The following is a 22,184-nucleotide window of genomic DNA, read 5'->3' as shown; positions in this document are numbered from 1 at the left end:
TCCATTTCAGCCGGAGGAATTGAACGTGTGCGGACGACTCTCGCAATACAGCGGCATTCACGACTTCGTTACAGCCTTGAGCATGCCGAATACCATGATCAACAACACCGGCGATCAGCCTTTCGAGCGCTACAACGCAGCGCCCACAACACAGCTGGCCATCTTCCATCAGGAAGGCCAGTACCTGCACGCCGACATGGTTCGCTGGGGATGGCGCCCGCACTGGGCCAAGGACCGCGCCGCACCGATCAATGCCAGGGTCGAGAAAGTCGCCCACGGTCCGTTCTTTCGAACGATCTGGCCGCACCGAGCAATCATCGCCATCGACAACTGGTTTGAATGGGTGGACGAAGGCGGCCCGAAGAAGCAGCCCTACCTGATCCGCCGACGGGACCGGACGCCAATCCTTTGCGCCGCTATCGGCCAATACCCAAACGCTGAGCATCCGCCAGGCGAGCACGATGGTTTCGTGATCATCACGGCTGACAGCGCCGGTGGCATGGTGGACATACACGACCGACGGCCGGTGACGCTTTCGCCTGAGCTGGCCCGCGTATGGCTTGACCCGGACACGCCGAAAGAGCGCGCCGAGCAGATGGTACTGCTCCAGGGAGAGCCAACGGAATCGTTCGAGTGGTTCAAGGTGGACCGGCGCATTGGCAATGTGCGAAATGAGGGGCCTGATCTAATCAAGTCGATTGAAAGTGCAGGCGATGACTTGTTCTAATTCAGGGCCAGCGATTTGAGCCGATTTTCCAGCGCTGCTTCGAAAATGATGTTGAGGTTGTTCGCGTCCCCAGCCCCCAAAGAGCCAGCAGTTTCAAGGCCGAGGACAAAGCCCTCTGCCCGTATGCCCGCCTTTATGGCAATGACCATGGAATCAGCTCGACCAATTTGCTCGAGCAGCCGATCTGATTCTCGCCTCATATTGTTGCTCATTAGAATACGTTCCATGATGCAGTCTCTGTCAGCTAGTCGCTATCGAATGCATCACAAATAACACAACCGCCACCCAAGCGAGCGTTATCAAAAAAGAAAGACCGGCCAGTTGTTTGTTCATGGGTATCTTTTCAGTTTGGTGAGACAGAGAATGAATCGGCTGCCGATCACGCACCAGAATAGTTCAGTGCTGTCAGCGGGAGAGCGATTGCGCATATGACTGACAGGCGGCAAGCGCAATCATTCCGTCGTCGCCGTCGTCGGTGATGGCAATAATTCGTTGAGCATGCGCCGGGTCAAGTCGGGCGCGCGCTCCTCCATGAACCACGCCGCCGGCGCTGGGGGTGGCAGGCATTGAACAGCCACTGGCTGAATCCGCAGCGTCGAGGAGGACTGACAGCCGCAGATCAGCAGTGGCAAGGCGATCGCGCAGGCGAGCCTGATTGGTTTGAGCATCGGTCAATTCCTTGTGATGGGTTTGGTCGCTGGCAGTCAGGCGCTGTTCGAGCGCCAGGCGCTTGTCTTGCTCGGCCTGCTGCTGGGTCCTGGTGGCCACGGCCAACTGGTTGAGCGTTTCGGTGTGCAACCTGGCCTGCTCGGCGAGCTGGTTGCCGTAGCGCCACTCCTGCACCTGCCATGTGCCAGCGGCGGTGACCAGCACCACCACCAGCAAACCGGCCAATTTCCATGACAGGAGACTCACGCCAACACCTTCAGCGCCGTGGCGTACAGCGCCCTTCGATCAACGACGCCGTTCTGCCCGCCATTGATCCGCTGCGTGATCTTGTCGAAGCTCCCGGCATCGGCCAGGGTGTTCAGGCCTTTGATCGCCCAGAACCACGCCGCCGACAGGCACGCGTACTGCGGTTGTTCCAGCAGTTCAGGCTGCTTGATCAGGTCCAGGCCCAGGGCTTCACCACAGGCCGCGTAATTGGCCCTGCCGGTGATCTGGATCAGGCCGCGCCCACGGTATTTGGAGCCGTCCCCCGCCGCGGTGTTGCCCAGGTCCTTGCGGCCTTCGTACCCGGCCTGTTGCGCGGTCGGCCCCCAGATTTCACGGACGTAACGGAGCTGGCCAGACTCATGACCAACCTGAGCAATGAACGCGGCGACCCGCTGGAGACCCACGATCTGGTAGCGCTGCATCGCGGTATTCAGGACAGAAACAAAAACGCCGGCTTTGGCGCCGGCGTTCGGGAGGATCTGTTGTAGCTGCTGTTGCGTGATGGGCATACTTTCTCCAAACGAAAAAGCCCACACTTGGCGGGCGCTTGAATAGCTGAAATCTGTAAGCGATAGATGAGAGGCCATTATCTGTGGGACGATGTGACTCGGCGCTTACAAAGGCGCCATCAATAACAACCCACAGGGAGCGTTGGCATGGCTAAGGATTTGGTTTCAGGTCCCGGATCAATACATAATAAAAACAATGGCTTAGCTGATAAACATGGAGGTTTAGGCCCACCCCCATTGCAGACAGAGCTTTTCCATGTCGAAAAGCAAATCGAGATTGATGGCGTCGAAATGGGCGTTCTCGAGAACGGAATCCCCTACCTAACTGAAAGCGGCTTGGCGCGGATGTGCGGTATCGATCGAAAAGTCTTGAATCGGCTTGCTATTAATTGGCCAGATGAAAAGCTAAAGGATCGAGGCAGTGCAATAAACCAAATGCTTGAACAGGCAAACTATCTAGAGCCTGGACTTTATCTCAAGTCAGAGATGAATGGCTCTGAAGTAAACGCATATACCGAGCCAGTCTGCATGGCTCTATTGGAGTATTACGCCTTCGTCACAAAGGAGCCTCGAACTGAGGCTGTAAATGCATTTCGAAGACTTGCGCGAGAGACGTTCCGAACTCTGATCTATACGGCGGTAGGCTACTCTCCAGAGCAGAAGATGCTAGATAGCTGGAGGCACTTTCACGACCGCATGGACATGACTGTAAGCTCGGTACAGTTTGGATACTTCAGTGTTTTCAAAGAAATCGCCGTAATGATAGTGCCAATGATACGGGCAGGTATTCTAATTAGTGACCGGGTAGTGCCTGATATATCTGTCGGAAAGGCTTGGAGCGATTACTGGAAAACGATGGACTTCCAATCTACTCATGGAGAGCGACAAAAGTACGATCACGAGTACCCCCTGTATTATCCACAGGCCAAAAGCAACCCTCAGCCGTCTTTCGCATATCCTGATTCAGCTCTCGGAGAGTTCAGGGCGTGGCTGGTCCGGCATTACCTCTCTAGCAAGTTTCCGACGTACCTTCTTGGCCAAATCAAAAAAGGGACTGTAACACCTGCAATAGCGAACAAAGCCATTGAGGTATTTTCGGACAAGAGGATTGAGGCCCAAAAATCCAAAAAGTAGTATTTCCGTATTTCCACAACGTGTGAGGCTGAACTCCGAGATGCCTCACACCTAATAGCTGAAGATTAATCAATCGTCAGGCAAAAAAATCCCGCTCAATGGCAGGTGCGTTGTGCGAGTTCGACGCGCTACATCAAATCGGCAGCGTGAACTTCAGGGTCGGCGGCGATCACCGGAGCGTCCGGCTCGGCCGGCCATACCGGTGCGGCGTACCAGGTCGGTTGGGCGGTGACCTTGCCCAGGGCAAACTTGTAGGCCTTCCAGGCTTTCAGACTCAGCAGCAACGCGGCCTGCTCCACCTCGTCCTCTTCAGTCGCCTCACCGGCATCGATGCCGTACCCCAGGGTGTCGACACGGTCCTGAATGCGCGCAATCTGCACCACGGCCCTTGCGTTCTTGGCAGCCAGCTCTGTTCTGGCCTCAGCCAGTCGCGCCGCTGCCGTCGTTTCCGCCTTCATTTCAGCGGTGACCAACAGAGCCCAGTTGATTGCACCAACACCTCCCTGCACGGGTGCCCACTCCGGCGCCGGCGTATCGACCGGCGACGGCGGAAGCCTTACTGCGCCATCGGGCACATTTTCCAGAGGCGCCGGAAAGGCCTGCTCCTGGGTGTAGTTCGCCGGGATCGGTAGGAACATGGCCAACCTGATTTCCCCGTCCACCTTATCGATGTCGCCCATGAACCACCTGCTGGAGACGGCACCACCCGGCAGCGTGCCGCCGTCGGCGAGCCGGGTGAAATCAAATACCTCACCATTCACTGTCAGCACGTCGCCACGCTTCTCGATGCGCAAAACATCATCGCACCGCGTCGGCCATAATTTGATCCGCATCAGAACCACCTCCCTATACACAACATTTTCAAATTAACGATGCTTTGCCCAACCGGGCCGTTCCTGTACACGAACGACATACTGGTCTGCGATACCGAGTACGCGCTGACCACGCCGGACGTATCGTTGGTTGCGGAGGGGGCGGCTACGGCATAGCAAAAGAAATCCCCACTCGCGAACGCCACAGGGACTGCAAAAGGACCCACTACCGTCGCAGCGTTTGCCGCAACAGGAAAAGGGCCGACATTTTTAATAATACTGATCAGCGTCCCATCAGCGAACTTGGTGTAGGAACCGGTGGAGGTGCTGCCTGACTCAATAATGGCACCGGTCGGGACACCGCCCGACTGAGCCACCGTGCCGACGATATCGGTGATGGCGGTTCTCTTCAGCTCAAGCGCTGCCCTTGCTGCCGCTGCCGTCGTCGCGCCCGTACCACCTTTCGCGATGGGAACGACATTTTCAGTCGAGACCGCTCCCAGCCCAGCCAGTGTCGAGCCCCACTGCTGAACCATCTGATTGACCGCATCAGCCAGCGCTTTGGGGTAACCATTCACAGGCACAATGCCGTACACCGCCCCTGCCGTTGTCGCGCCGCGATAAGCCGGTGAGATTGACACCGCTGTATCGCTCGACGGATTGGTCACTTGATAAATAGCGCTGTCAGGCCCTACAAACATATCACCCGACCGGCAGTTGGAAAACTTGGTATTGGTGCCAGTGACGACTGTTGAGCCGTTGGTGACGGCTACATTTCCTTCTGTGAACCAGGAAGCCATGGGTTTCCTCCAGACAATAAAAAGCCCACACTGGGCGGGCCTTGGGTAATTTTCAGTTTTACAGCGGCCGCATTGGCCTGGCTGCGAATGTGGTTCTGCCGTTCTTGTCGAAGCCCGTTTCCGTCCCGATCAGCGCACCCATGTAGCCATTCAAGGTGTTGCGCACTCCGGCATGAAATCCGCAGGGCGTTTCACGCGTGGTGTTGCCGTTATTGCTTTTCCCACCCAGCAAGGTGGAGGCAAGAAAGTAATCATCAAACGAGCCAGTCCACGGCATCTGAAAGCCGCTCCACATCACACCGGACTGCGATTGGCCACGGCGATCGTGTGACCACCCCTCATTGACCGGGAATCCGGTCATCAGCAGCAAGTTGTCGGCGCCGACAAATATCTGCTCACCTGCCGCATTGCGCAGCCGAAGGTCGTACTGGTTCGGGGGCGATGTAGAGCTGAATGTCGCCACCAACCATTTGCCGCTGCAATCCGAGCCGTTAAATGGCGGCATCAACTGCAACAAGAAGTAGAACCCGGTCCAGTTACCGGGGCCGCCGGTGTGCATCAGCGTGTGGTACATGCCCTGGTTCGTTGGATTGAGGAATACATGGGGGGCTTCCGTGGTTGTGATTGGCGCCGGGTATGTAATCACTGCCTGAGTAATTGTCTTCGGCGCCCAGGCTGGTTTGCCGATCGTGTAACTACCCGACGCGGCTACGTTCAAAACTCTGTTTTCGCTGTCGATCTGGAACAAGTTCAGTCCATTGCGTGACCTGAAGCCGTAAGTCATGACCACTCCTATTGATAGGTCAGGATAAACACATTGAGCACAATGCCCTGCCCACGCCTGACCCTGAGCTGACCGGTCGACCAAAAAACCGAAGGGAGTACCGCCCCTCTACTCGTTTGATTGGCAAGCGTCACGCAAACAAACGACTGCGCGGTGATCTCCGGCATGTTGATGAAGCTGGTGAAGTCACTGGTGATGGGGGGAACGGTCACTTGCTTCGTCAAAATGGATCGGACCGTCATCGTTGAAGTGTCGAGCGTTACTGCGCCTGCTGCGTTTCTTGTCCTTGCCCCGTAGTAAGCCATTAACCAATCTTCCCGAACGCAGCGCGTTCCACGTAATTGCCGTCATAGGCAAACATCCCGTAGTTGTTGAGCAACATCGAGCCATCAGCCGTTTGTCCACGAAGCGTCAACGTCCCGGCCGGCAAGTTGATTTCCAGCAGCGGCAGCCCTTGAGAGTTCAGGGCCGCAGACCGAAGCGTCATGCCGAGCACCAGCTCTTTGATGAACGCCGTATTGATCAGTGCGGCATTGATGAACACCTGACCGCCCTCAACAACCAGCGGCGTTACGATCTGACCGGACACCTCATCCACCACAGCGAAGCGCTGGGCGAAGGCCAAAAACTCCGACGTTTCACCATCGGAGCCCAGCGACAGGCCCGCGACCACTTTCCTCCCACCGGCGATGGTCTGGGCCTTGATGGTAGTCATGGCCGACACCTTGCCGTTGACGTTGACCAGCGTCTGGCTCACCTGCTGAACCGAGGCGTTGGTCTGGCCGATGCTGGATTGCAACAACTCCGACGTTCTGGCCTGCGCTTCGTTGGCCGTGGCCTGAACGCGCTTCTCGGCGGTGAAACTCGCCGTTGACTCCCAGGACTTTACGGCAGATGCCAGATCGCCGGCCCCGTCGTCGCCACGCACGGAGGCGCGCAGTGATTCGTTGCTCGAGGACTGCGCCGTGACCTGCCCGTCCAGACTGGTGACCTTGGTGTCGAGGCCGGTAATGGCCAGGGCCTGGCCAGCAATCTCGTCTGCTTGAGCGGCGATCTCACTTTTGAGCTGCGTTACCTGGGTGGCCGCCGTCTCCTGATTCGTCGCCACCACCTGCTCCAGCACGGTCAGCCCGGACTTGTTTTCGCCGACCTGCGCGCCGAGCGTCGTCAGTTGTTGCGACATCGCCTCGTTTTCCGTGGCGCGTGTGCGCCTCTCGACCGCGATATCTGCGGTCGATTGCCAGCCCTTCACCGCCCCAGCCAGATCGCCCGCGCCATCATCACCCCGAGCAGCGGAACGCAGCGCCTCGACCGAGGTAGCAGTCGCAACGATCTGGCCGTCAATCTCCTCGATCTTGGTTGCCACCAACGCCACCTGCTGGGCGAGCGCGTTGGTCGTTTGCAGGATTGTTCCGATGTCCTTCCAGTACGCAGCGTTCGGCGGCGTGATGCCGGCCGGCACGGCGTCAATCGCCTGGTAGAGATGCTCGCCCTGGCGCACGAACTGGCCGGCTGAATACGGTTTCTCTGGATCGTAGGCCTCGGCACCAGTGATCTGGCCGAGCAGCCCTTCAAGCTCCGCCTTGGCCTCTTTCAGCCGCTCATTGACCGACTCGGGGCCATCGCCGGAGATCAGCTCAATTTCCTCGCGCAGGCTTTGGTAGAGCGCGCCCTTGCCGATCTTGTCCCTGAAATACTCGTCGTACTCGGACTGATCAGAACTCGACTGGCCGTTGATGCCGTTGACCGCCGGGAACCATGGCCCGACGTTGCCAGTGCGATCTACCAGGCGCGCCCAGAAAAACAGACTCGTGCCAGGCACGATGTTCTGCATATCGTGATTCGCCTGCGGATAGGCGAAATCGGCCAGCTTCTCGGCGGTGGCCAGGTCGTTGACCTTGTTGTTCCAGATCTCCGTGCGTTGCGTATCTTCCGCACCAGATGGGAAAGCCCACTCGAGCCCGATGCCGTAGACCTTGCTGGTGGTTTTCAGATACGACACCGCCGGCGGCAGGCCTTCCTTACCCTTGAGGTTGGTCAGCATCGAGCTGCGCCAGATCGACGAGATGTCGAAGGCGCTGACGGCGCGGACACGGGCCAGGTAGGCGCCGGCGTAGATGCCAACCACGTCCACGCTGGTCGTGCCGACACGCTGCAGCTTGATCCAGTTGCCGCTGTCTTTGCGCCACTCGACGTCATAGGCCACCGCGCCGTTCACCGCTGGCCAGGCAATGGTCAGGGTGGCGACAGCAAGGCCCTGGGATACGACCGAGTTCGACGTGAGGGTGACGCCGGCCGGCGCCGGTACAACGGTGATCGGGATGACGCTGATCGGGCGCTCTTCCAGGCGCGCGCCGGTGTCGATGTGAGCAAACTTGCTTGGGTCGTACTGGACGGCCGAGATTTCGAACACGCCGGGCTCTGGCCGGGACACGCTGGTCACCCGGTACAGCGGCACGGCCAGGTCGTCGGCATCCAGCGCCCAAACGAGCTCAGGCTCTGGCGCCGCTGAGTAAGCGACGGTGACGGTCAGCACGCGGCCCGCCACGGACTGCACGGTGCGGCCTTCGCACTTACCATTGGACAGGTTCAGGATCAGCCGGTCCCCAGCCTTGGCCTGCGTGTCGCGATCCAGCGTGATGGCGCGTCCGGCCACCGCCGAGATACGACCGCCGATTGCACGGCCAGCCAGCAGCTCGTCAGCAATCGGAATCACGTAGCCGGGCAGCGGGATGCGGCCATCGAGACCTACACGGAAGGTGACCGCGCGATCCTTGGAGTTGGTGAGCAATGCCCACTTGCCCCGGCGTTGCGCTTCCGACTCGCGGGTGCAGCCGATCGCGCTAATCTCCAGCGGATTGTCGCCATAGCGCCGCTGCAACTTGGCGTCAGTCACTGCGGTGACGTCGGTGTCGTAGTTGTTCGCCGGGTTGTCGTAGCTGATCAGCGCGCGACTGTAGCGGGTGCGCTCCGACGCGCTGGAGTAGGTGAACTTGCCGTCGATGACATTCGCCCGGGTATAGGCAAAGTCGAAGTCCGTGGCGCGCGGCATATCCGACAGCGAGAAGACCTGGCCCTGGGCCCAGTAAGTCATGCCGCGATAGATAGCTGAGATATCCCGCAACAGCGACCAGGCGTCTGCCTTGCCCTGCAAGTTCAGGTTGCAGATGAAGCGCGGCTCCTGGCCACCCTTTCCGTCGGGTACCAGCTGGTCGCAGTACTGGGCGATCCGGTACAGCTCCCACTTATCGACCTGCCACGGCTTGATGCGGCGGCCGAGGCCGAAGCGGTCGCTGATGGTGATGTCGTAAGTGACCCAGGCAGGATTGTCCGTCCAAGCCTGCTTGAAGGTGCCGTCCCAGATGCCGGTATAGGAACGACTGTCCGGATCGTAGTTGCTCGGCACCGGCATCTTTTTTAGCTTCGTATCGACAGTCACCGCAGGAATGTTGCGAAACTGCTCCGCCGAAAACTCGATATACAGCAGCGCTGTGTTCGGATAGCGCAGCTTCGCGTCAATGACCTCAGTGAAACCGGCAATCTGCATGGTGTCGGTGATTTTGTTGTTGTTCTGGTTTGGCGTGAGACGAGTCACGCGGATCAGCCAGCCACTGGTCGCCACCGGCAGATCAATGCGCCGAGTACGCTCATAGGTACTAGTGGTCTTGCCGTCCACTGCTTCGCTCAGCACCTGTTGATAGGAGCCGCCGTCAGTAGCCAGTTCGACCTTGTACTCGATGCGGTAGCCATTCACGTTACCGCTGGCATCGACCGATTGCAGGGCTGGCCAGGCGAAACGCAGCCGCACGGCTGATAGCTCGGTGTTGTTGATTGCACGAACCCACGGCGTGCCGCTGCGCAGCTCGATACCCAGGCTCGTTTCGTTCTCTACCGAGGGAATACCCTGGATGTAACTCTGCTCGATGGAGCCATTGCGATATTCCCACTTCACATTGGGGAAGTTCATGTTGCCCTGAGGATCTTGCAAGGGCGTGTTGTCGAGGTAAATGTCCCGTGCGGTCGGGTAACCGGCAAACTCCCCTTCACCCATCGCGATCAGTATCTTGGCCATAGCCACCGAGCGCAGGCTGTCGGTGGCTTCGGTTGGGCTCTTTGGCTTATCCGATCCGCCCTTGGCGCCGTAAATATCGAGCTGCTGTGCTGCGCTCATGCTTATCTCCAGGCAATAAAAAACCGCCACATGGGCAGCTGTCGTGTTCGAAAATTGGCTACATCCGGTCTTCGGCGTAAATCGCAGCACTGATGATAGCCCCGCCTATCCGCCGCCTGCCGTAACAGAGCGGGACCGGGTTGCCGGAAGCTGTTGTGTTCTTTGCACTACCAAATGCATATCCAGGTGTATTCTCGGGCGCAGCACTGGTCTTCAAGCCTTTGGGTTGGGGGCTGAGCATTTGAATTACGCCGCCGGCGACCATTGAGATACCGACCGGCACTAGGGCGAGGCTCGCACCACCAGTGGGCCCCGCAAGTAAATATCCAGCCACGATGAGTACCACTCCAATCACCGTCTGAATTGCACCTGCCCTCTTGCTACCTGTCAGGATCGGAGCGATCCGAATTTCACCACCCCCCCCGTAACACAGCTCTTTCTCCACAAGATTTTTCGATCCGCGAAAGATGGCAAACTCTAAACCCCTGGATTTTGCATTAGAAATGAAGCGCTCGAAGCCCGGAACCTGAACACACAAAGCTTTGACGGCCTCTGCCGGCGTTCTGACTGATAACTTGAACTCCCGACCGAACTGCCGCAAAGCGCCATAAAGTTTGATTGTTGTTACTGGCTGATAGTCGGCTGCAATAGCGGTCATAAATTTTCTCTAGACAATAAAAAACCGCCCGAAGGCGGTCTTGTGAGCGTGACTTATAAGCAGTAACGGGCTGCTTCAACCCATCTCCCGCCCATAATAGCGCTAGACTTGTATACTTGAATCTGCGAGCCGCTAGAGGTTTGATCAATGTTAGCCAGCGCTGCCGCTCCAACATAATCCAGATTAAGCAGCAATCTGTAACCCTTTTCTGTTTCTGTTGAGGTGGTTGCAGCATTAATTTCTTGCCACTTTGGCATTAGACATTTTGCGTACGCCGCAGGTGATTTCGTCGTCGACCCGGACAACTCAGGCCTCCTCTCCTCAAGAGAAGAAACTGACGAGCAGCCCGCCAAAACCGTCACAGCCACAGCCCCTATCAAAATCCGCATGACTCTTCCTCGTCCTTAAAGGGGTGACTGTATCACTGAGCGTTGTTGTGTCGAAGGATCAGGCGTGCCCGGTCCATCCATGGCCCACCGAAGACGATGATCTCGCTGGGCCGACCGTACAGGTGGTGCAGCAGGAAAGGCCCAGGCCCGAACGTCGCGCCATCTTCATCCGGCAGCGAGGGCTCGGTGCCCAGGAATATCCCGGCATGGTTCGGATGAACCGTCCGCCCTACTTCCATCACAACCATGTCGCCGCGCTGCGGCTGATCAACTCGAAAGAAGCCGGCGGCATCGTAGTTGGCCTCGTACAGGCTGGCGTTCTCTGCGCTCTCCCACCAGCCGTCGGCGCGCTGGAAGGCTTCGAACTCCAGCCCCCACTCACGCTTGTACCAATCCGCGCAGACCTGCCAGCAGTCCCAGGCGCCATGCACGAACGGTCGATTCAGCAGGGGCGTGCTATCGGTCGGGACGATGGTGCGCAGATCCGCTTCGGGCCAGCTCAGAATGTGCCAGGGCAAGGCCGTGGCCTCGCACATGGCCAGGTCGCGCGGTGACGGTCTGCTGTTCGCGTCTGGGTGCGAATGGACAATCCCAATGATCTCGCCCAAGTCTTCCGCTACCGCGTAGTCCTCCGGGTCAATCCGGAACTCTTCGTTCGGCTCGGCGGCGATATTCCGGCACGGGTAATACTGCTGCTTGCGCCCAATACCTAGCACCAGGCCGCAGCACTCTTTCGGGTACTCGGCCGCTGCGTGAGCCTGGATCGCGCTCAGGATGTGCTTGCGCATGGTCAGCTCCTAGCAATGAGGGATACGGCGGGGAACCCCCCATGACTTAACTCTTGATTCTCGCCAAAGCGCAATTTGCAGGACTTGAGCCCGCCCTTGCATTGGTCCTTGCTGGGGTCATCCGTGGGGTTGTCGTCGTCATCGAACATCGCGCCGCCGGTGTAGCCGCAGTTTGGCCCACGAAAACCACCGGTCATCGCCCAGTGGCAGTAGGTCGTCATCTGGCGCCCAGGCAGGCCGTGATTGTCGATCTCGCCAGGGGACGACAATTCCCACTGCACTAACTCGCCGTCTTCACCGGTCTTCTGGTCAATGAACCAGATTTCCAACGCTTCTTGGGTTGGGTCTGCCGTCGGATTGCCTTCGGGAAAGTTGGCCGCATCCAGGTACTGGGCCAGGGTTTCGCGAACGGTCAGTTGAAACTTCAGCAGGTCATCGAAAGCCAGGCACAGAGCGGTGATCCGCCCATTGACGTTGCCAGCCATGAATGTCGGCCGGGTGGCACTGCCGTTACTGTCCGCGCCGATGCCTTCAATCTGCACCGGCCAGGCCGCGTACTCGGCTCCCTGCCAAATAATCGACTTCGCCGGCAGCTCGTCAGGCGAACCTTTGTAGGCCAGTAGCTCCTCCGGCGTGTGCGGGATCGCGTGGGCATGGAAGCGCAACACATCGGCGCCGTATTCCGTGCCGTCGATTTCAAACAGCCGCACTTCCCCGCCGGGCTCCAGTTTCTGGATGTCCGCGATCAATGCCATTTGGGATTACCTCAGGGGTGAAAGGTTTGTTCGAAGGTGGCGGTCAGGGTGTAAACCGAGCCGCCTTTGTGTGATGGCTGGAAGCCGGCGGGGCATTTGTATAGGCCGAGTTCGCCGAGCGGAGGCGTCCACAAGAATGCTTGCGCTCCCTTGTGGCGACGCAAGAAGTCGATGATCTCCTTAATCTTCGCTGCGCTGCCCGTGAAGCTGACTGGCCAGGACTGCTGCTCATTGTTGATGCCGTCCGATACCGTCTGACTGTAGCCATCGCCGAACTGCTTGGTCCGGGTGCGCTGTTTGATCTCGCCAGCCACACCCTTCTCTGTCGGCCAGGTGAATCGCTCAATTGCCATAGTTCACCCCTTGATGGCCCGGTTGATTTTTCCGCCTTGCCGCAGGTCCTGGCTCACCAGTTTCTGGTAGCGCTGGTCGACGAAGTCAGCCAGGTCTTTGCCAAACTGCTCGTAAGCTGGATCATCGGTTTTAGAGCTGGTCGAGCCGTCGCTGGCCACCACGACCTGCACGCTGATGGTCGTGCCGCCGCCCGAGCCGCCGCCGAGCGCCCGAACACCGAGCGCGCCGCTAGCAGTCCGAGTCAACGGCATGATTGCTTCTGGCCCAGCCTCCCCCATGACACCGGTTTTACCGCCAGCCATACCGAACGATGTCGGCGTATTGACCACGCCATTGGTGAAGGCGCCGCCGTTGGCAAACATCTGCACGCCGCCGGACCATGCACCACCATTGGCCTGGACGCTCCCGGGCGTGAAGTTCGACAGATCCGTACCGGTGTATCCGGCTTGCGTCGAGCCCGCCGATGAGCCACCTGTAAAATAGCTCGTCGCCGCGCCAACCAAACTGCCGAGCAACGCCGAACTGGCCTGCCGTGTAGCAATACGCGCCATGTCCGCCAGAATCGACTTGGTGAAGTCCGCAAACGACAGCTTCCCGGTCATGGCGAAGTTGACGATCGAGTCTTCCATCGAGCTGAAGGCGTTGCCGAACAGGTTTTTGGTCTGCCCGGCAACATTCCGCGCCGAGTCCAGGTAATTGGCCCAGGCCGATGTCGCGCCTTTGGTCCAGTCACCCTGCGCCGCTTCGACGTCGGCATAGTTCTGCCGGATCTGGTCGGTGGCTTTCTTGTTTGCGTCGGCGAGCGCCTGCGATTTGTGGGTGAATTCCTCGTCCGACATATTCCGCGACGGGTCGGAGCGCTGGTTTTCCAGATCCAGTGCCTGCTGAGCAAACCGATCCTGCTGGCTGTTCAGCTCGCCGTTGAGCGCATTTTGCCGATCACCCTGCCCCACGCCGTTGACCGCGCGCTGCCCGGCCAGCTCCAGCGCTTTCTGCTGCTGCCCAAGGGCTGCTACGTACTGGCTGATTGCGTATGTCTGCTTGTCGAGTCGGCCCTTCTCGGCGGTGGCCAGCACTCCCTGCTGGCTGTCGGCATCCTTCTGCGCCTTGACCATCGCTGTGCGCGCATCAGCGATCTTCTGATCCAGTTGAATGCGCTGCGCTGCCGTGGTGCTGGATTTGTTCTTCACTGCCTCCAGCGCCGCGATCTCGGCCTCGTAGGCTGCTGTGACCTCATCCCGTTCGTTGCCGATCAGGCCGTCACGCTTTTGAGCGTACTCGGCCTGTGAGATGAGGCCGGCTTTCTGCGCTGCATCGAGCTGCTTTTGGGCGTTGCTGTATTCGGCCACGATCGAGGCGAGCTGGTTTTTGGCGTCGTTGAAACCGCTCAGGTCGACACTGCCTGCTGCTGCAGCTGGATCCTTATTTTTGTCCTTGATGTTTTGAAGTGTCTTGGCGACATAGTCGGCCTGGACTTTCGGGTCATCCGGGTTGGCCTTTCTCAAGGCTTCGACGTCGCGCAGATAAGCCTTGGTCAGCTTGTCGCGCTTCTCGGCATTGGAAAGGTTGGAATCGCTGATTTGCTTCAGGCGCTGCTCAGCGTCGACGCCCTCTTTCTGGATTCGGGTTCGATCGCCCAAGTAGCCGTTACGGGCTTTCTCGGCATCGATTTGAAGCTCCAGGTAAGTCAGGTCACCCTGGTCCTTCGCGGTGTCTCTTGTCTCAAGTCCAAGTGCCGCAGCTCGCCCGCCCCGCCCCTTATTGGTTGCCAGCCGATCGCGTATGACCTGGGCTTGTTGCTCCAAGGTCATCGCACGGCCAACATTCAGCGTCGCATCGAGCGCATCGGCAGCCGCATCCTTTATCCCTTTCCAAGCTTTCTCAATCGTCCCAAGATTGTCAGTGACCTGCCGCGATCGCTCCTGAATCGTATCGGCGTAAGTCTTGGTAAGCAGGTCGGCAGCACCGACGGTGTCGCCCTGTTCCTTCAATGCCACGATCTGCGAGTAGACCGCAGCAGTGAGGAAGTTGTACTGATCGTTCAGCTCTTTCGCGGCACCCACCGGGTCCTTTGCGATCTTGACGAATTCCGCGACGGTGGCGTCTACCGACTTGCCTGTGGCGTCCTCCATTGCTGCAGCAGCATCCGCAATTTCTTTGAAGCTGCCGCCGGCGACAACCCCGCTCGCCGCCAGCTTGGCCAGCGATGCCGCCGCCTCACCGGTAGTGCCGTTTGTAGCGCTGACCTGCCGTGCCATGTCGCCGAGCTGTGCAGCGCTCACTCCGGCAAAATTACCGGTGAGAATCAGGCCTTTGCTGTATGCATCCTGCTCTTCACTGCCCTTGTAATAGGCATAGGCCAGACCACCAACTGCGGCAGTGGCCAGAGCCAGAGGCGCCAGCACGGCAAGCAGCCCAGCGGCCGAAGCTCCTGCGCCAGCACCCAGCTGAGCCACGGCGCGCACGCCGCTACCCCAGTCACCAGACGATAACGCGTTACCGAGTTGAACGACGTTTTCCTGCGCCTGGCGCGTGCCGAGTTTCAACTTGTCGAATGCGCTGGCCGCCTCGCCCATGCTGGCCCGGTCCTTACCAACCTTGGCCAATGCCACGTTATAGGCATCAACGTCGATTGCGCCAAGCCGAAAAGCCTCATGAGCTGCTTTTTCCTGCGCCTCCAGCTTGGCCAGCTTCGCGGTCACCGGGTCGATACCGTTGACCGTGCGCTTCAGCGCCTCGATCTGGCGGTTTTCCGCGTCGATCAGCTTCTGTTTCTGCGCGATTTCCTTAGCTTCAGCCTTATCGATCTTGTCGTAGGCTTTGCCGAGTCGGTCTTGGTACGCCTCCTGCTGCTCAATCGTGACCAGGCCGCCCTTGCGAGCGCGCTCAAGTAAGCCTTCTGCCTGGGTCAGTTGCTCGATGCTGCCAATGCTGCCGGACATCGCCTTGTCGAGCTGACTGATGATCGCGATTTCACTGGTTGCGCTTGCGCCTGACTTCCGTCTTGCATCGGCCTGGCGCTGCGTGGCGCCGGTCGACTTATCGATCTCCTGGGCGACTTCTTTCTCGGCCTGAACGATCTTCTTGCCGGTGTCGGCCAACTCGGAACCGGTCTTGCCGAGATCGTCGATTGCCTTCTCGGCGTCCACCGCCGAATCGACCAGTTTGTCCAAATCGTCAGCGGCCTTGACCGCTTGCGACGAATTGACCTCGATGCCGAGAGACGCGAACGTGGTGCTCATTTATTGCCCCTCTGCTCTGCCATCACCCGCAGGGCTTCGGCCTCCATAACGCGGAGATCGTGGAAAATATCGGTGACCTGGGCCCGGGTTAAACCGAGGAAACCGGCGACATCGCGGATTGACGTGTAATCCAGGCCGGTAGCGCCGCACGCCCCTGTACGCCACTGGGTGCTCATGGCTTCGAAGACCTGAAAGGCAGGCCAGACATCTGGCCAGACCTCGCAGATTTCTTCGGGCAAGTCGCGAAGAGAAAGCCCGAAGGCCGCCAGCGCTTCAGCCGATGGTCCGGGTTCGTACAGCTTGCGTGAGACGCTTAGGAGTTTCCCAGGCGAGCGTTGCAGAACGCCTCGGAATAGGCAGCCAGTACCGCGCTCGGAGTGGCAGCGATTGAGCGGACCAGGATGCGGAGGTTTTCGTCGTTGAACTCTTCGCCGATGTCCCAGCCAGCCACAACGGCCTTGAGCTGTTCGACTTGGAGATCAATCAACAAGGCCGTGAATTGCTCAATGCCCACCACTTCGGATTGCTCCGACAGGGCCTTGTGCCGCTCGCCCCATTCGGCGTAGAGGCTGGCCAACTCGATTCGGTCGCGATATTTGAATTCGAACCCGACAGGAACAGGATCGCCGCCCACATCAGGAAGCAAGACATCGGTTTTGAAGGTCGGATTCCGTGCCAGGGTGAACTTGGACTTTGCCATGAGCCTTCCTTACGCCGATGCGCTGTAGCGGGTTGGACGGCCAGTCAGCGCGATGCTGATGACGCGGGTCATCAGGTTGTTGCGCGACATGGTTGGAGTCGAAGTGATCGACACGTAGCCGTTGTAGATGATGCTGCTGCCACCGGGAAGGTTCAGGCGCAGAACTCGTGCCTGTTTGTCGTCGTCCGCAGCCTCGCAGACATCGACATAGGGCTTGGACGGATCGTCAGCGACCGTGATGGTCAGGGTGATTGGGTTCTTCGTGGTCGGCATCTGGCGATCATCGTCGTCAGCCAGGAAGCCAAAGGTCAGGAACTGCTGGTCACCACCGGTGGAGTTCAGTTCGGTGATTTGCGAGATTTCGGTGAACGAAGTCACCTCGCGCGCTGAACCAATGCCGGAACCCGCCGGGTACTGCTGAACGTTGGTAGTGTTCACGCCGCCCAGCGCAAAGGTGCCACTGGCGATATCGGCAACCCGAATGGCGCGGCCGTCGAGGCGCGTCCAACCCGAGTTAACCGCGATGATGTCGCCCTCTGCCAGGCCATGTGCAGCCGCCGTGGCTACCGCCGGGTTCGCATTGGTCAGCGCGGTGAATGGGATTGCGGTGCCGTAGGCAGATGCAATTTCGAAGGTTGCGCCGTTGGGCATTTGAATGCCGGCCATGGGGGTTTCCTCTTTTCAGAAATGACAAAACCCGCTCAACGGCGGGTTCTGGGTTTGCCCAATGGGCGATTTAATTGGTGTCAGCGCGGTACATGAACGACACGGGCACGGTGAACGTGGTGTCATCGGGAATGCCGGGGCCAGGGTCTACCGGGCTCATGGTCACCACGGTCAGAGCCCCCTTGGTGTTCCGCTCGTACAGTGGGAACAGTGCGGCGATCTGGTCAGCCAGCGCGCCGGCGGCGCCGCGATACTTACCCGAAGGCGTCACGATGCTGACCTGAAACACGCCTGTGTACAGCTTGTGGTCGCCGCCGAGCGTGTTGCTCGCTGTGTCGCCTGGCAGAGTGAAGGCTTTAAGGTACGTCTCGCTGTCTTTCAGCTTGTAGGTCTCATTCTCGACGACGACCTTCAGCGGCACCGGTAGCGTTTTCGCCCAGGCGATCAGCTTGGCCTCGTAGATTGAGGCGATTAAATTGTGGCTCATACCTGGTGCGTCCTGATGGCTTCATCAACAATCTGCTGGAAGCGGGCCAAGGTGATGCGGACCATCCCGCCAGGTGCTTGTCTGGAGTGCCCATATTCCAGCGGCACGGCGTACGGCAGGTTGTTCACGATGTACGCGGTCTGGCCCATGGTCAGTTGCTCGACCTGCAGCTTCAACTTCGCGAGCGTGACGCCACCTGCCGGATCGATCTGATCAAGGACGCCTTCGGCCGGGGCATCGATAGAAAACTGCCAGTTCCCGCGAAACCGCCCGCCGACGTAGCCCTTGCCGGCGACCAGGCCGTTCACGTTGAAGTTCTGGTCGCGCTCAGTCTTGGTCAGCGGCTTGGCGTACTTCACGCCGCGCTTCAGCTGGCCGGCCTTGTTGAAGTTGCTGTCGGTCAGGTTGATGACCGTATTGCGCACGGCCACCTTGAAGTCGTAGGCATCAGCCGCCGCCGTATTGGCCTGGCGATGCGCAACGTTCGCCGTCCAGATCTCGGGATTGCCCACCGGCGACATGCGGATCACGCTGCTGCCGATCTCGATCACGATTTCGCGGAAAGTGGCGTCGAGCCCGGCCTGGGCCTGTTCAGCAAACTGGCGGATGTTCTCGGCAAAGCTGCCGTTGAGGCCTGCGTATTTGCTCATGACCGAACCTGCAGCTCGTACAGGATCGGGGTGCCGGACGGGTTGATCTCTTTTAAAGGCGGGACGATTGACCAGGTGCGGCCTTGGACGATGACCTTGTTCAGCAGATTGGGCACCCATTCAAGCCCCTGTGCGGCGATCTTGAGCTTCTTGTCACCAACCTTGATCAGGCTGTTGTTCTGGAAGTCTTGGCCGGTGAAGTCGAGCAAGATGCCTTGAGCAGTCTGCTCGGCGATGGTTTCGGGTGCCGTTCCGGTGTCCGGATCATACTCGCCGACAGTGACGGCCCGAATGGTCACGGGCTGGCCGAACTCTGTGATCATCTCCAGAGCCATCACGGCCATTTCGTCGTAGAAGGCCATGGTGGCTCCAGATGTGAAAAGCCCAGCTCGATGGCTGGGCAGAATTCTTTCTATCGATCGACCCTGGCAACGATATTGTAGCCGCCAGCGCCATATCCTTTCGATGTGATCTTTGCGCTACTGAAATAACTCTTCAGACGCTGATCAAACAGTCGATAAATTTCAGGTCCGGCTTTAATTTCTTCAGGATCAGTGAGAGTGAATGAGTAACTAATAGTCCGCCGACCTGGTTCCCGTAAATCACCGTCTTCGACCTGTTTCATTATGTCTTCAACTATTCTTTGAGCTAAGGCACTCATCAGTCGCATCCTTTCAAATTAAAGCGCAGACGCTACCATCAAGCTCGAACAGCAAACAACCCGCGCCACTGTAAGTAATCCGCAAACTGCGTGGTGCTGGGCCTATCAGGCGCAGCCGGCAACAGCCTGTTACTGGTGTTTGGGATTGCAGCGTACTGCCGCGTCACCGCCCCCTCGACGCGATCCAGCAGAACCGCACCTTTGCGCTTCTCCAACGGGTCAATATCGTCCTGATGAATCTCCGCAGCCAGAGCCATCTGGCCGTACTGGATTCGCGCCGGGAGATAGTTGTCAGGCTTGATCTGCTGGTCCAGCAGAACGCCTCGGCGCGGCCAGGCCAGAGCCTGATCGCTATCCGTCTTCTGTCCCTTCCAGGTCTTGCCATCCATTGCCAAGGCGGCCCGGCGCAGCAACGCTTCCTGCGCGACGACATCGACAGGAATGACCACGCCGAACTTCACTGCGTACATGGCCAGGTCTTCGGCGCTCGCGTAGCTTTCGGCGTCTGGCTTGCCGGTGCCGTCCTCGATGATGAGTGTCATGGATCAACTCGCTGGATTGAGTTTTGAATGATTGGCCACCGGATTACCGGCAGCCGGAAGTATTACGCCTTGGGTAGATCAGCGACGAGTTTTTCCAAGGATTCTTTCGAGGCGTTGGCCCGGTAAGGTACGCCGGCAGCGTCGAGTTTAGCCTTCATGGCTTCGACTTCCACGCCCTCGCCCACCTTCAGCTCAGCGAGTTCGTTGCGCAGCGTCTGGTTTTCCGTTGCGAGATCATCGCGCGCGCTGGCCAGATCAGCCATCTGAAGGCGAATGCCGTCGAGCGCATGATACAGGCGGATTGCGAGCTCGCCGGCTTCAGGCTTTTCAATCTCGCCGGCGTCGAGGCCGTCGATTACAACCCGAACCGTATCGCTTTCGATGCGCAGCTTGCCGATCAGCGCTTCCAGTTCAGCCTTGTCAGCGCCCGAGTCGACAACCAGCACCTGCAGCGACTCAGCTTCTATCGCCGTCACTTCGACACCGATATTCTCGTAGGCTTCAACCACCTTCGGCCACACGCCCACGACGACAACACCCGTCACGCCCGCTTCTGGGTGATCGAAGTGCTGCGGGTTCCGATAGCGCTTGTCTGGGTCAAAGCCAGAACTCTGGGTGGAATAAATCAATTCCATGGAAATCTCCGTGGCGGCCATTGCTGGCCGCTGTCCTGGATGAGTTTTAGCCGCCAGTTACCGGCGGGGTGGCTGTGAGGGTGATCATCACGCCGGCAGTGACTTTGTCGCTGCCAGCATGCTTGGCCCAGTTGGCTGCCGAACCGACAGCTGCCAGCGTTGGGTTTGCACCGCCGGCGGACTCCTTCCAGCTGTAGCCCAGCACATCAATGTTGACAGTGCCCTCGGCGCGATAGCCGATACCCAGGTTCACTTCGTCGTTCACTTCGTATGAGCGGAAACCGGGGGCCTGAGACTCGGTGATCACCACGGCGTTTGGCAGCAGGCCGAAGATCACGTCCGAAGGCGCGGTGTCGGTCACCAGTACTGGCTTGCCGAGGGTGCCCGGCAGGCCGCCGTAGATCACAACGCCTGCTTCTTCGTAGATCTTGCTGGTGATCGCCTCGTCGACGATGTCGAAGTAGGCGCTGGAGTGCATGACCCAAAGAGAGATGCGGCCGAACTTGTCGCCAAACTTGCGCATGCCGCGCGTCAGGGTCTTCTTGCCGTCGGTTTCAATATTGGCCGAAACCACCATGCCGGCGTTGGAGCTGATGGAGGCGCGCAGAGCGGCGGTGGCGTACTGGATAAAACCTTCCAGGGTGGCATCAGCCACATCGACGCCGATGATCTGGGAGAACTCTTCGACCGGACGACCACGACGCTTGAACGCCTCTTCGGTGGTTTGGTACGGGCCGTACATCCATGGAGCCTTGACGCCTACCGCTTCACCAGAGCCAATCTTCTTGGCGGTCACCTTGCTGGTGGAGTTGACGTCGCGATGCTCCAGCGATCCGCCGATTTTGTAGAAAGCGCGCTTGCGGAAGTCACCTTCGATCATCTCGTTGTCGAGAACGATAGCGCCGTTGGACGATGCGTTGAACACGTCCAGGTTGTCCTGAACGCGCTCCAGGTACGCGGTTTGTGCCTCGTCGTTGTAGATGACCAGGTCACTGTTAGTGGTTGTTGCCATGACTAATTCCCCTTACTTGGGCAGTTGCAGATATGCGGTTTGGCCGTGCTTGCGCTGGTAGTCGCGCTTTTGCTCGGAGGTCATTTCGGAGCGTTTGAATGCAGCCTGGCCGCCACCCCCGCCCGGGGCCTGTGTCCCTGAAGCCCTTGGCCACAGGTGAGGTGCGCTTTCGCGTAGAGATTCCGCCCATTCGAGCGGGGTCAGAGGGGTTTTGCCGTCTTTGCCGAAAATGGTCTCTCCAGACTCATCAACAGCGACCGCTTCGCCCTCTTCGTTCAGTGAGAACACGCCCTTGGCGCGCAGGATGATGTCGTCGGTTGCTTCCGGCAGAGCGCCGGCCTTCAGTGCTGCGCCGCGCACTGAGTCGCCCAGGACTTTGCCCTGAAACTTGGCGGCGAAGGCTTCTGCCTTCTCGGCGCGCACGGTGATGGCCTTCAATTGCTTGTCGGTATCGGCACGCAGTCGCTCCGTGCGCCGGTTGAAAACTTCGTCCACCTTGCCCTCCGTCAGCAGCTTGGTTTCTTCGTCCTGGCCGGCACGGCTCAGCAGTCCTTTGACGGCGTCGATGTCGATACCTTCAAACTGGGTTTCGAACTGGGTCAACTTGCCAGCGGTGTCTTTCAGCTTGCCCAGCAACTCAGTGTTCTTCGACTTCAGCCCGGTAACGGAGGCTTCAACGGCAGTCGCGATAGCGGCCTTGATTGCCGGGTTGTCCAGGTCGATTTCGTTTTCTTCTGCCACGTTGATGCACCCCTTGGGTATGTGTTGCCCG

At 58.9% G+C, this 22,184-nt stretch carries 26 protein-coding genes; 2 read left to right on the top strand and 24 right to left on the bottom strand.

The genetic code is table 11. The features are described from left to right. Positions 1-25: 25 nt before the first annotated feature. Positions 26-727 (top strand): SOS response-associated peptidase, encoded by a 702-nt coding sequence (locus POF45_RS01185; RefSeq protein ID WP_282314825.1) that lies wholly within the window; start codon positions 26-28, stop codon positions 725-727. Here the strand turns inward: POF45_RS01185 and POF45_RS01180 are convergent. The 3 genes from POF45_RS01180 to POF45_RS01170 form a co-directional block, all read right to left on the bottom strand. Next, positions 724-954, bottom strand: coding sequence for a hypothetical protein (locus POF45_RS01180; protein WP_282314824.1), 231 nt, complete (start codon positions 952-954; stop codon positions 724-726). The two genes, POF45_RS01185 and POF45_RS01180, sit on opposite strands and share 4 nt — an antisense overlap. Before the next feature lie 178 nt (positions 955-1,132). Further along, the gene (locus POF45_RS01175) at positions 1,133-1,642 is read right to left on the bottom strand and encodes a lysis system spanin subunit (protein WP_282314823.1); all 510 of its coding nucleotides are present in this window, start codon (positions 1,640-1,642) and stop codon (positions 1,133-1,135) included. Further along, positions 1,639-2,172 carry a glycoside hydrolase family 19 protein gene (locus POF45_RS01170; RefSeq protein WP_282314822.1) on the bottom strand — a complete coding sequence of 178 codons (534 nt, stop codon included), beginning with the start codon at positions 2,170-2,172 and terminating at the stop codon, positions 1,639-1,641. Before POF45_RS01170 ends, POF45_RS01175 begins: the two co-directional genes overlap by 4 nt. Positions 2,173-2,319: 147 nt before the next feature. Here POF45_RS01170 and POF45_RS01165 point away from each other — a divergent pair, with 147 nt between their 5' ends. Further along, positions 2,320-3,306, top strand: coding sequence for a BstA C-terminal domain-containing protein (locus tag POF45_RS01165; RefSeq protein ID WP_282314821.1), 987 nt, complete (start codon positions 2,320-2,322; stop codon positions 3,304-3,306). Positions 3,307-3,434: 128 nt separating this feature from the next. Here POF45_RS01165 and POF45_RS01160 read toward each other — a convergent pair whose 3' ends face one another. The 21 genes from POF45_RS01160 to POF45_RS01060 form a co-directional block, all read right to left on the bottom strand. Continuing rightward, a complete protein-coding gene (locus POF45_RS01160; protein WP_282315984.1) occupies positions 3,435-3,764 on the bottom strand; it encodes a phage tail protein in 330 nt (109 codons plus the stop codon). A 374-nt stretch (positions 3,765-4,138) separates the two neighbouring features. After that, positions 4,139-4,918 (bottom strand): phage tail protein, encoded by a 780-nt coding sequence (locus POF45_RS01155; RefSeq protein ID WP_282314820.1) that lies wholly within the window; start codon positions 4,916-4,918, stop codon positions 4,139-4,141. Between the two features lie 58 nt (positions 4,919-4,976). Further along, a complete protein-coding gene (locus tag POF45_RS01150; protein ID WP_282314819.1) occupies positions 4,977-5,702 on the bottom strand; it encodes a hypothetical protein in 726 nt (241 codons plus the stop codon). An 8-nt stretch (positions 5,703-5,710) separates the two neighbouring features. Continuing rightward, the gene (locus POF45_RS01145; RefSeq protein ID WP_282314818.1) at positions 5,711-6,007 is read right to left on the bottom strand and encodes a hypothetical protein; all 297 of its coding nucleotides are present in this window, start codon (positions 6,005-6,007) and stop codon (positions 5,711-5,713) included. Continuing rightward, complete coding sequence (locus POF45_RS01140; RefSeq protein ID WP_282314817.1) at positions 6,007-9,873, bottom strand: TipJ family phage tail tip protein; 3,867 nt, start codon at positions 9,871-9,873, stop codon at positions 6,007-6,009. Before POF45_RS01140 ends, POF45_RS01145 begins: the two co-directional genes overlap by 1 nt. Before the next feature lie 58 nt (positions 9,874-9,931). Then, on the bottom strand, positions 9,932-10,531 hold the full coding sequence (locus POF45_RS01135; protein WP_282314816.1) for a tail assembly protein: 600 nt from the start codon (positions 10,529-10,531) through the stop codon (positions 9,932-9,934). Between the two features lie 421 nt (positions 10,532-10,952). Beyond that, a complete protein-coding gene (locus POF45_RS01130; RefSeq protein ID WP_282314815.1) occupies positions 10,953-11,708 on the bottom strand; it encodes a C40 family peptidase in 756 nt (251 codons plus the stop codon). Between the two features lie 2 nt (positions 11,709-11,710). After that, positions 11,711-12,463, bottom strand: a complete 753-nt coding sequence (locus POF45_RS01125; protein ID WP_282314813.1) for a phage minor tail protein L — start codon at positions 12,461-12,463, stop codon at positions 11,711-11,713. 11 nt (positions 12,464-12,474) lie between these two features. Continuing rightward, the gene (locus POF45_RS01120; protein WP_282314812.1) at positions 12,475-12,816 is read right to left on the bottom strand and encodes a phage tail protein; all 342 of its coding nucleotides are present in this window, start codon (positions 12,814-12,816) and stop codon (positions 12,475-12,477) included. 3 nt (positions 12,817-12,819) lie between these two features. Further along, the gene (locus POF45_RS01115) at positions 12,820-16,059 is read right to left on the bottom strand and encodes a phage tail tape measure protein (protein WP_282314811.1); all 3,240 of its coding nucleotides are present in this window, start codon (positions 16,057-16,059) and stop codon (positions 12,820-12,822) included. Then, positions 16,056-16,358, bottom strand: a complete 303-nt coding sequence (locus tag POF45_RS01110) for a DUF1799 domain-containing protein (RefSeq protein WP_431978598.1) — start codon at positions 16,356-16,358, stop codon at positions 16,056-16,058. Before POF45_RS01110 ends, POF45_RS01115 begins: the two co-directional genes overlap by 4 nt. A 14-nt stretch (positions 16,359-16,372) precedes the next feature. After that, positions 16,373-16,759, bottom strand: a complete 387-nt coding sequence (locus tag POF45_RS01105) for a phage tail assembly chaperone (protein WP_282314810.1) — start codon at positions 16,757-16,759, stop codon at positions 16,373-16,375. Between the two features lie 9 nt (positions 16,760-16,768). Next, the gene (locus tag POF45_RS01100) at positions 16,769-17,425 is read right to left on the bottom strand and encodes a phage tail protein (protein ID WP_282314809.1); all 657 of its coding nucleotides are present in this window, start codon (positions 17,423-17,425) and stop codon (positions 16,769-16,771) included. A gap of 70 nt (positions 17,426-17,495) precedes the next feature. Beyond that, complete coding sequence (locus POF45_RS01095) at positions 17,496-17,912, bottom strand: phage tail terminator-like protein (protein ID WP_282314807.1); 417 nt, start codon at positions 17,910-17,912, stop codon at positions 17,496-17,498. Continuing rightward, a complete protein-coding gene (locus POF45_RS01090; RefSeq protein ID WP_282314806.1) occupies positions 17,909-18,562 on the bottom strand; it encodes a hypothetical protein in 654 nt (217 codons plus the stop codon). Before POF45_RS01090 ends, POF45_RS01095 begins: the two co-directional genes overlap by 4 nt. Beyond that, positions 18,559-18,924, bottom strand: coding sequence for a hypothetical protein (locus POF45_RS01085; RefSeq protein ID WP_282314805.1), 366 nt, complete (start codon positions 18,922-18,924; stop codon positions 18,559-18,561). Before POF45_RS01085 ends, POF45_RS01090 begins: the two co-directional genes overlap by 4 nt. A 50-nt stretch (positions 18,925-18,974) precedes the next feature. Further along, the gene (locus POF45_RS01080; RefSeq protein ID WP_282314804.1) at positions 18,975-19,223 is read right to left on the bottom strand and encodes a hypothetical protein; all 249 of its coding nucleotides are present in this window, start codon (positions 19,221-19,223) and stop codon (positions 18,975-18,977) included. Positions 19,224-19,261: 38 nt separating this feature from the next. Then, the gene (locus POF45_RS01075; RefSeq protein ID WP_282314803.1) at positions 19,262-19,765 is read right to left on the bottom strand and encodes a DnaT-like ssDNA-binding protein; all 504 of its coding nucleotides are present in this window, start codon (positions 19,763-19,765) and stop codon (positions 19,262-19,264) included. A 62-nt stretch (positions 19,766-19,827) separates the two neighbouring features. Beyond that, positions 19,828-20,400, bottom strand: coding sequence for a hypothetical protein (locus POF45_RS01070; protein ID WP_282314802.1), 573 nt, complete (start codon positions 20,398-20,400; stop codon positions 19,828-19,830). A 46-nt stretch (positions 20,401-20,446) separates the two neighbouring features. Next, positions 20,447-21,412 (bottom strand): major capsid protein, encoded by a 966-nt coding sequence (locus POF45_RS01065; RefSeq protein WP_123580849.1) that lies wholly within the window; start codon positions 21,410-21,412, stop codon positions 20,447-20,449. Between the two features lie 12 nt (positions 21,413-21,424). Then, positions 21,425-22,153 carry a hypothetical protein gene (locus tag POF45_RS01060; protein ID WP_282314801.1) on the bottom strand — a complete coding sequence of 243 codons (729 nt, stop codon included), beginning with the start codon at positions 22,151-22,153 and terminating at the stop codon, positions 21,425-21,427. Between the last annotated feature and the right edge of the window lie 31 nt (positions 22,154-22,184).

This window comes from Pseudomonas fungipugnans, from assembly GCF_029955235.1.
Taxonomy (GTDB): domain Bacteria; phylum Pseudomonadota; class Gammaproteobacteria; order Pseudomonadales; family Pseudomonadaceae; genus Aquipseudomonas; species Aquipseudomonas fungipugnans.
This window is presented reverse-complemented; position numbering and strand designations above follow the sequence as displayed.

What these genes read in the sequence shown, in the direction of transcription:
- POF45_RS01105 (WP_282314810.1), bottom strand. Translation starts at nt 16,759, where the DNA reads ATGGCAAAGTCCAAGTTCACCCTGGCACGGAATCCGACCTTCAAAACC.
- POF45_RS01155 (WP_282314820.1), bottom strand. Translation starts at nt 4,918, where the DNA reads ATGGCTTCCTGGTTCACAGAAGGAAATGTAGCCGTCACCAACGGCTCA.
- POF45_RS01180 (WP_282314824.1), bottom strand. Translation starts at nt 954, where the DNA reads ATGGAACGTATTCTAATGAGCAACAATATGAGGCGAGAATCAGATCGG.
- POF45_RS01095 (WP_282314807.1), bottom strand. Translation starts at nt 17,912, where the DNA reads ATGAGCCACAATTTAATCGCCTCAATCTACGAGGCCAAGCTGATCGCC.
- POF45_RS01145 (WP_282314818.1), bottom strand. Translation starts at nt 6,007, where the DNA reads ATGGCTTACTACGGGGCAAGGACAAGAAACGCAGCAGGCGCAGTAACG.
- POF45_RS01160 (WP_282315984.1), bottom strand. Translation starts at nt 3,764, where the DNA reads ATGAAGGCGGAAACGACGGCAGCGGCGCGACTGGCTGAGGCCAGAACA.
- POF45_RS01065 (WP_123580849.1), bottom strand. Translation starts at nt 21,412, where the DNA reads ATGGCAACAACCACTAACAGTGACCTGGTCATCTACAACGACGAGGCA.
- POF45_RS01100 (WP_282314809.1), bottom strand. Translation starts at nt 17,425, where the DNA reads ATGGCCGGCATTCAAATGCCCAACGGCGCAACCTTCGAAATTGCATCT.
- POF45_RS01090 (WP_282314806.1), bottom strand. Translation starts at nt 18,562, where the DNA reads ATGAGCAAATACGCAGGCCTCAACGGCAGCTTTGCCGAGAACATCCGC.
- POF45_RS01165 (WP_282314821.1), top strand. Translation starts at nt 2,320, where the DNA reads ATGGCTAAGGATTTGGTTTCAGGTCCCGGATCAATACATAATAAAAAC.
- POF45_RS01080 (WP_282314804.1), bottom strand. Translation starts at nt 19,223, where the DNA reads ATGAGTGCCTTAGCTCAAAGAATAGTTGAAGACATAATGAAACAGGTC.
- POF45_RS01170 (WP_282314822.1), bottom strand. Translation starts at nt 2,172, where the DNA reads ATGCCCATCACGCAACAGCAGCTACAACAGATCCTCCCGAACGCCGGC.
- POF45_RS01115 (WP_282314811.1), bottom strand. Translation starts at nt 16,059, where the DNA reads ATGAGCACCACGTTCGCGTCTCTCGGCATCGAGGTCAATTCGTCGCAA.
- POF45_RS01120 (WP_282314812.1), bottom strand. Translation starts at nt 12,816, where the DNA reads ATGGCAATTGAGCGATTCACCTGGCCGACAGAGAAGGGTGTGGCTGGC.
- POF45_RS01085 (WP_282314805.1), bottom strand. Translation starts at nt 18,924, where the DNA reads ATGGCCTTCTACGACGAAATGGCCGTGATGGCTCTGGAGATGATCACA.
- POF45_RS01075 (WP_282314803.1), bottom strand. Translation starts at nt 19,765, where the DNA reads ATGACACTCATCATCGAGGACGGCACCGGCAAGCCAGACGCCGAAAGC.
- POF45_RS01125 (WP_282314813.1), bottom strand. Translation starts at nt 12,463, where the DNA reads ATGGCATTGATCGCGGACATCCAGAAACTGGAGCCCGGCGGGGAAGTG.
- POF45_RS01070 (WP_282314802.1), bottom strand. Translation starts at nt 20,400, where the DNA reads ATGGAATTGATTTATTCCACCCAGAGTTCTGGCTTTGACCCAGACAAG.
- POF45_RS01140 (WP_282314817.1), bottom strand. Translation starts at nt 9,873, where the DNA reads ATGAGCGCAGCACAGCAGCTCGATATTTACGGCGCCAAGGGCGGATCG.
- POF45_RS01130 (WP_282314815.1), bottom strand. Translation starts at nt 11,708, where the DNA reads ATGCGCAAGCACATCCTGAGCGCGATCCAGGCTCACGCAGCGGCCGAG.
- POF45_RS01135 (WP_282314816.1), bottom strand. Translation starts at nt 10,531, where the DNA reads ATGACCGCTATTGCAGCCGACTATCAGCCAGTAACAACAATCAAACTT.
- POF45_RS01150 (WP_282314819.1), bottom strand. Translation starts at nt 5,702, where the DNA reads ATGACTTACGGCTTCAGGTCACGCAATGGACTGAACTTGTTCCAGATC.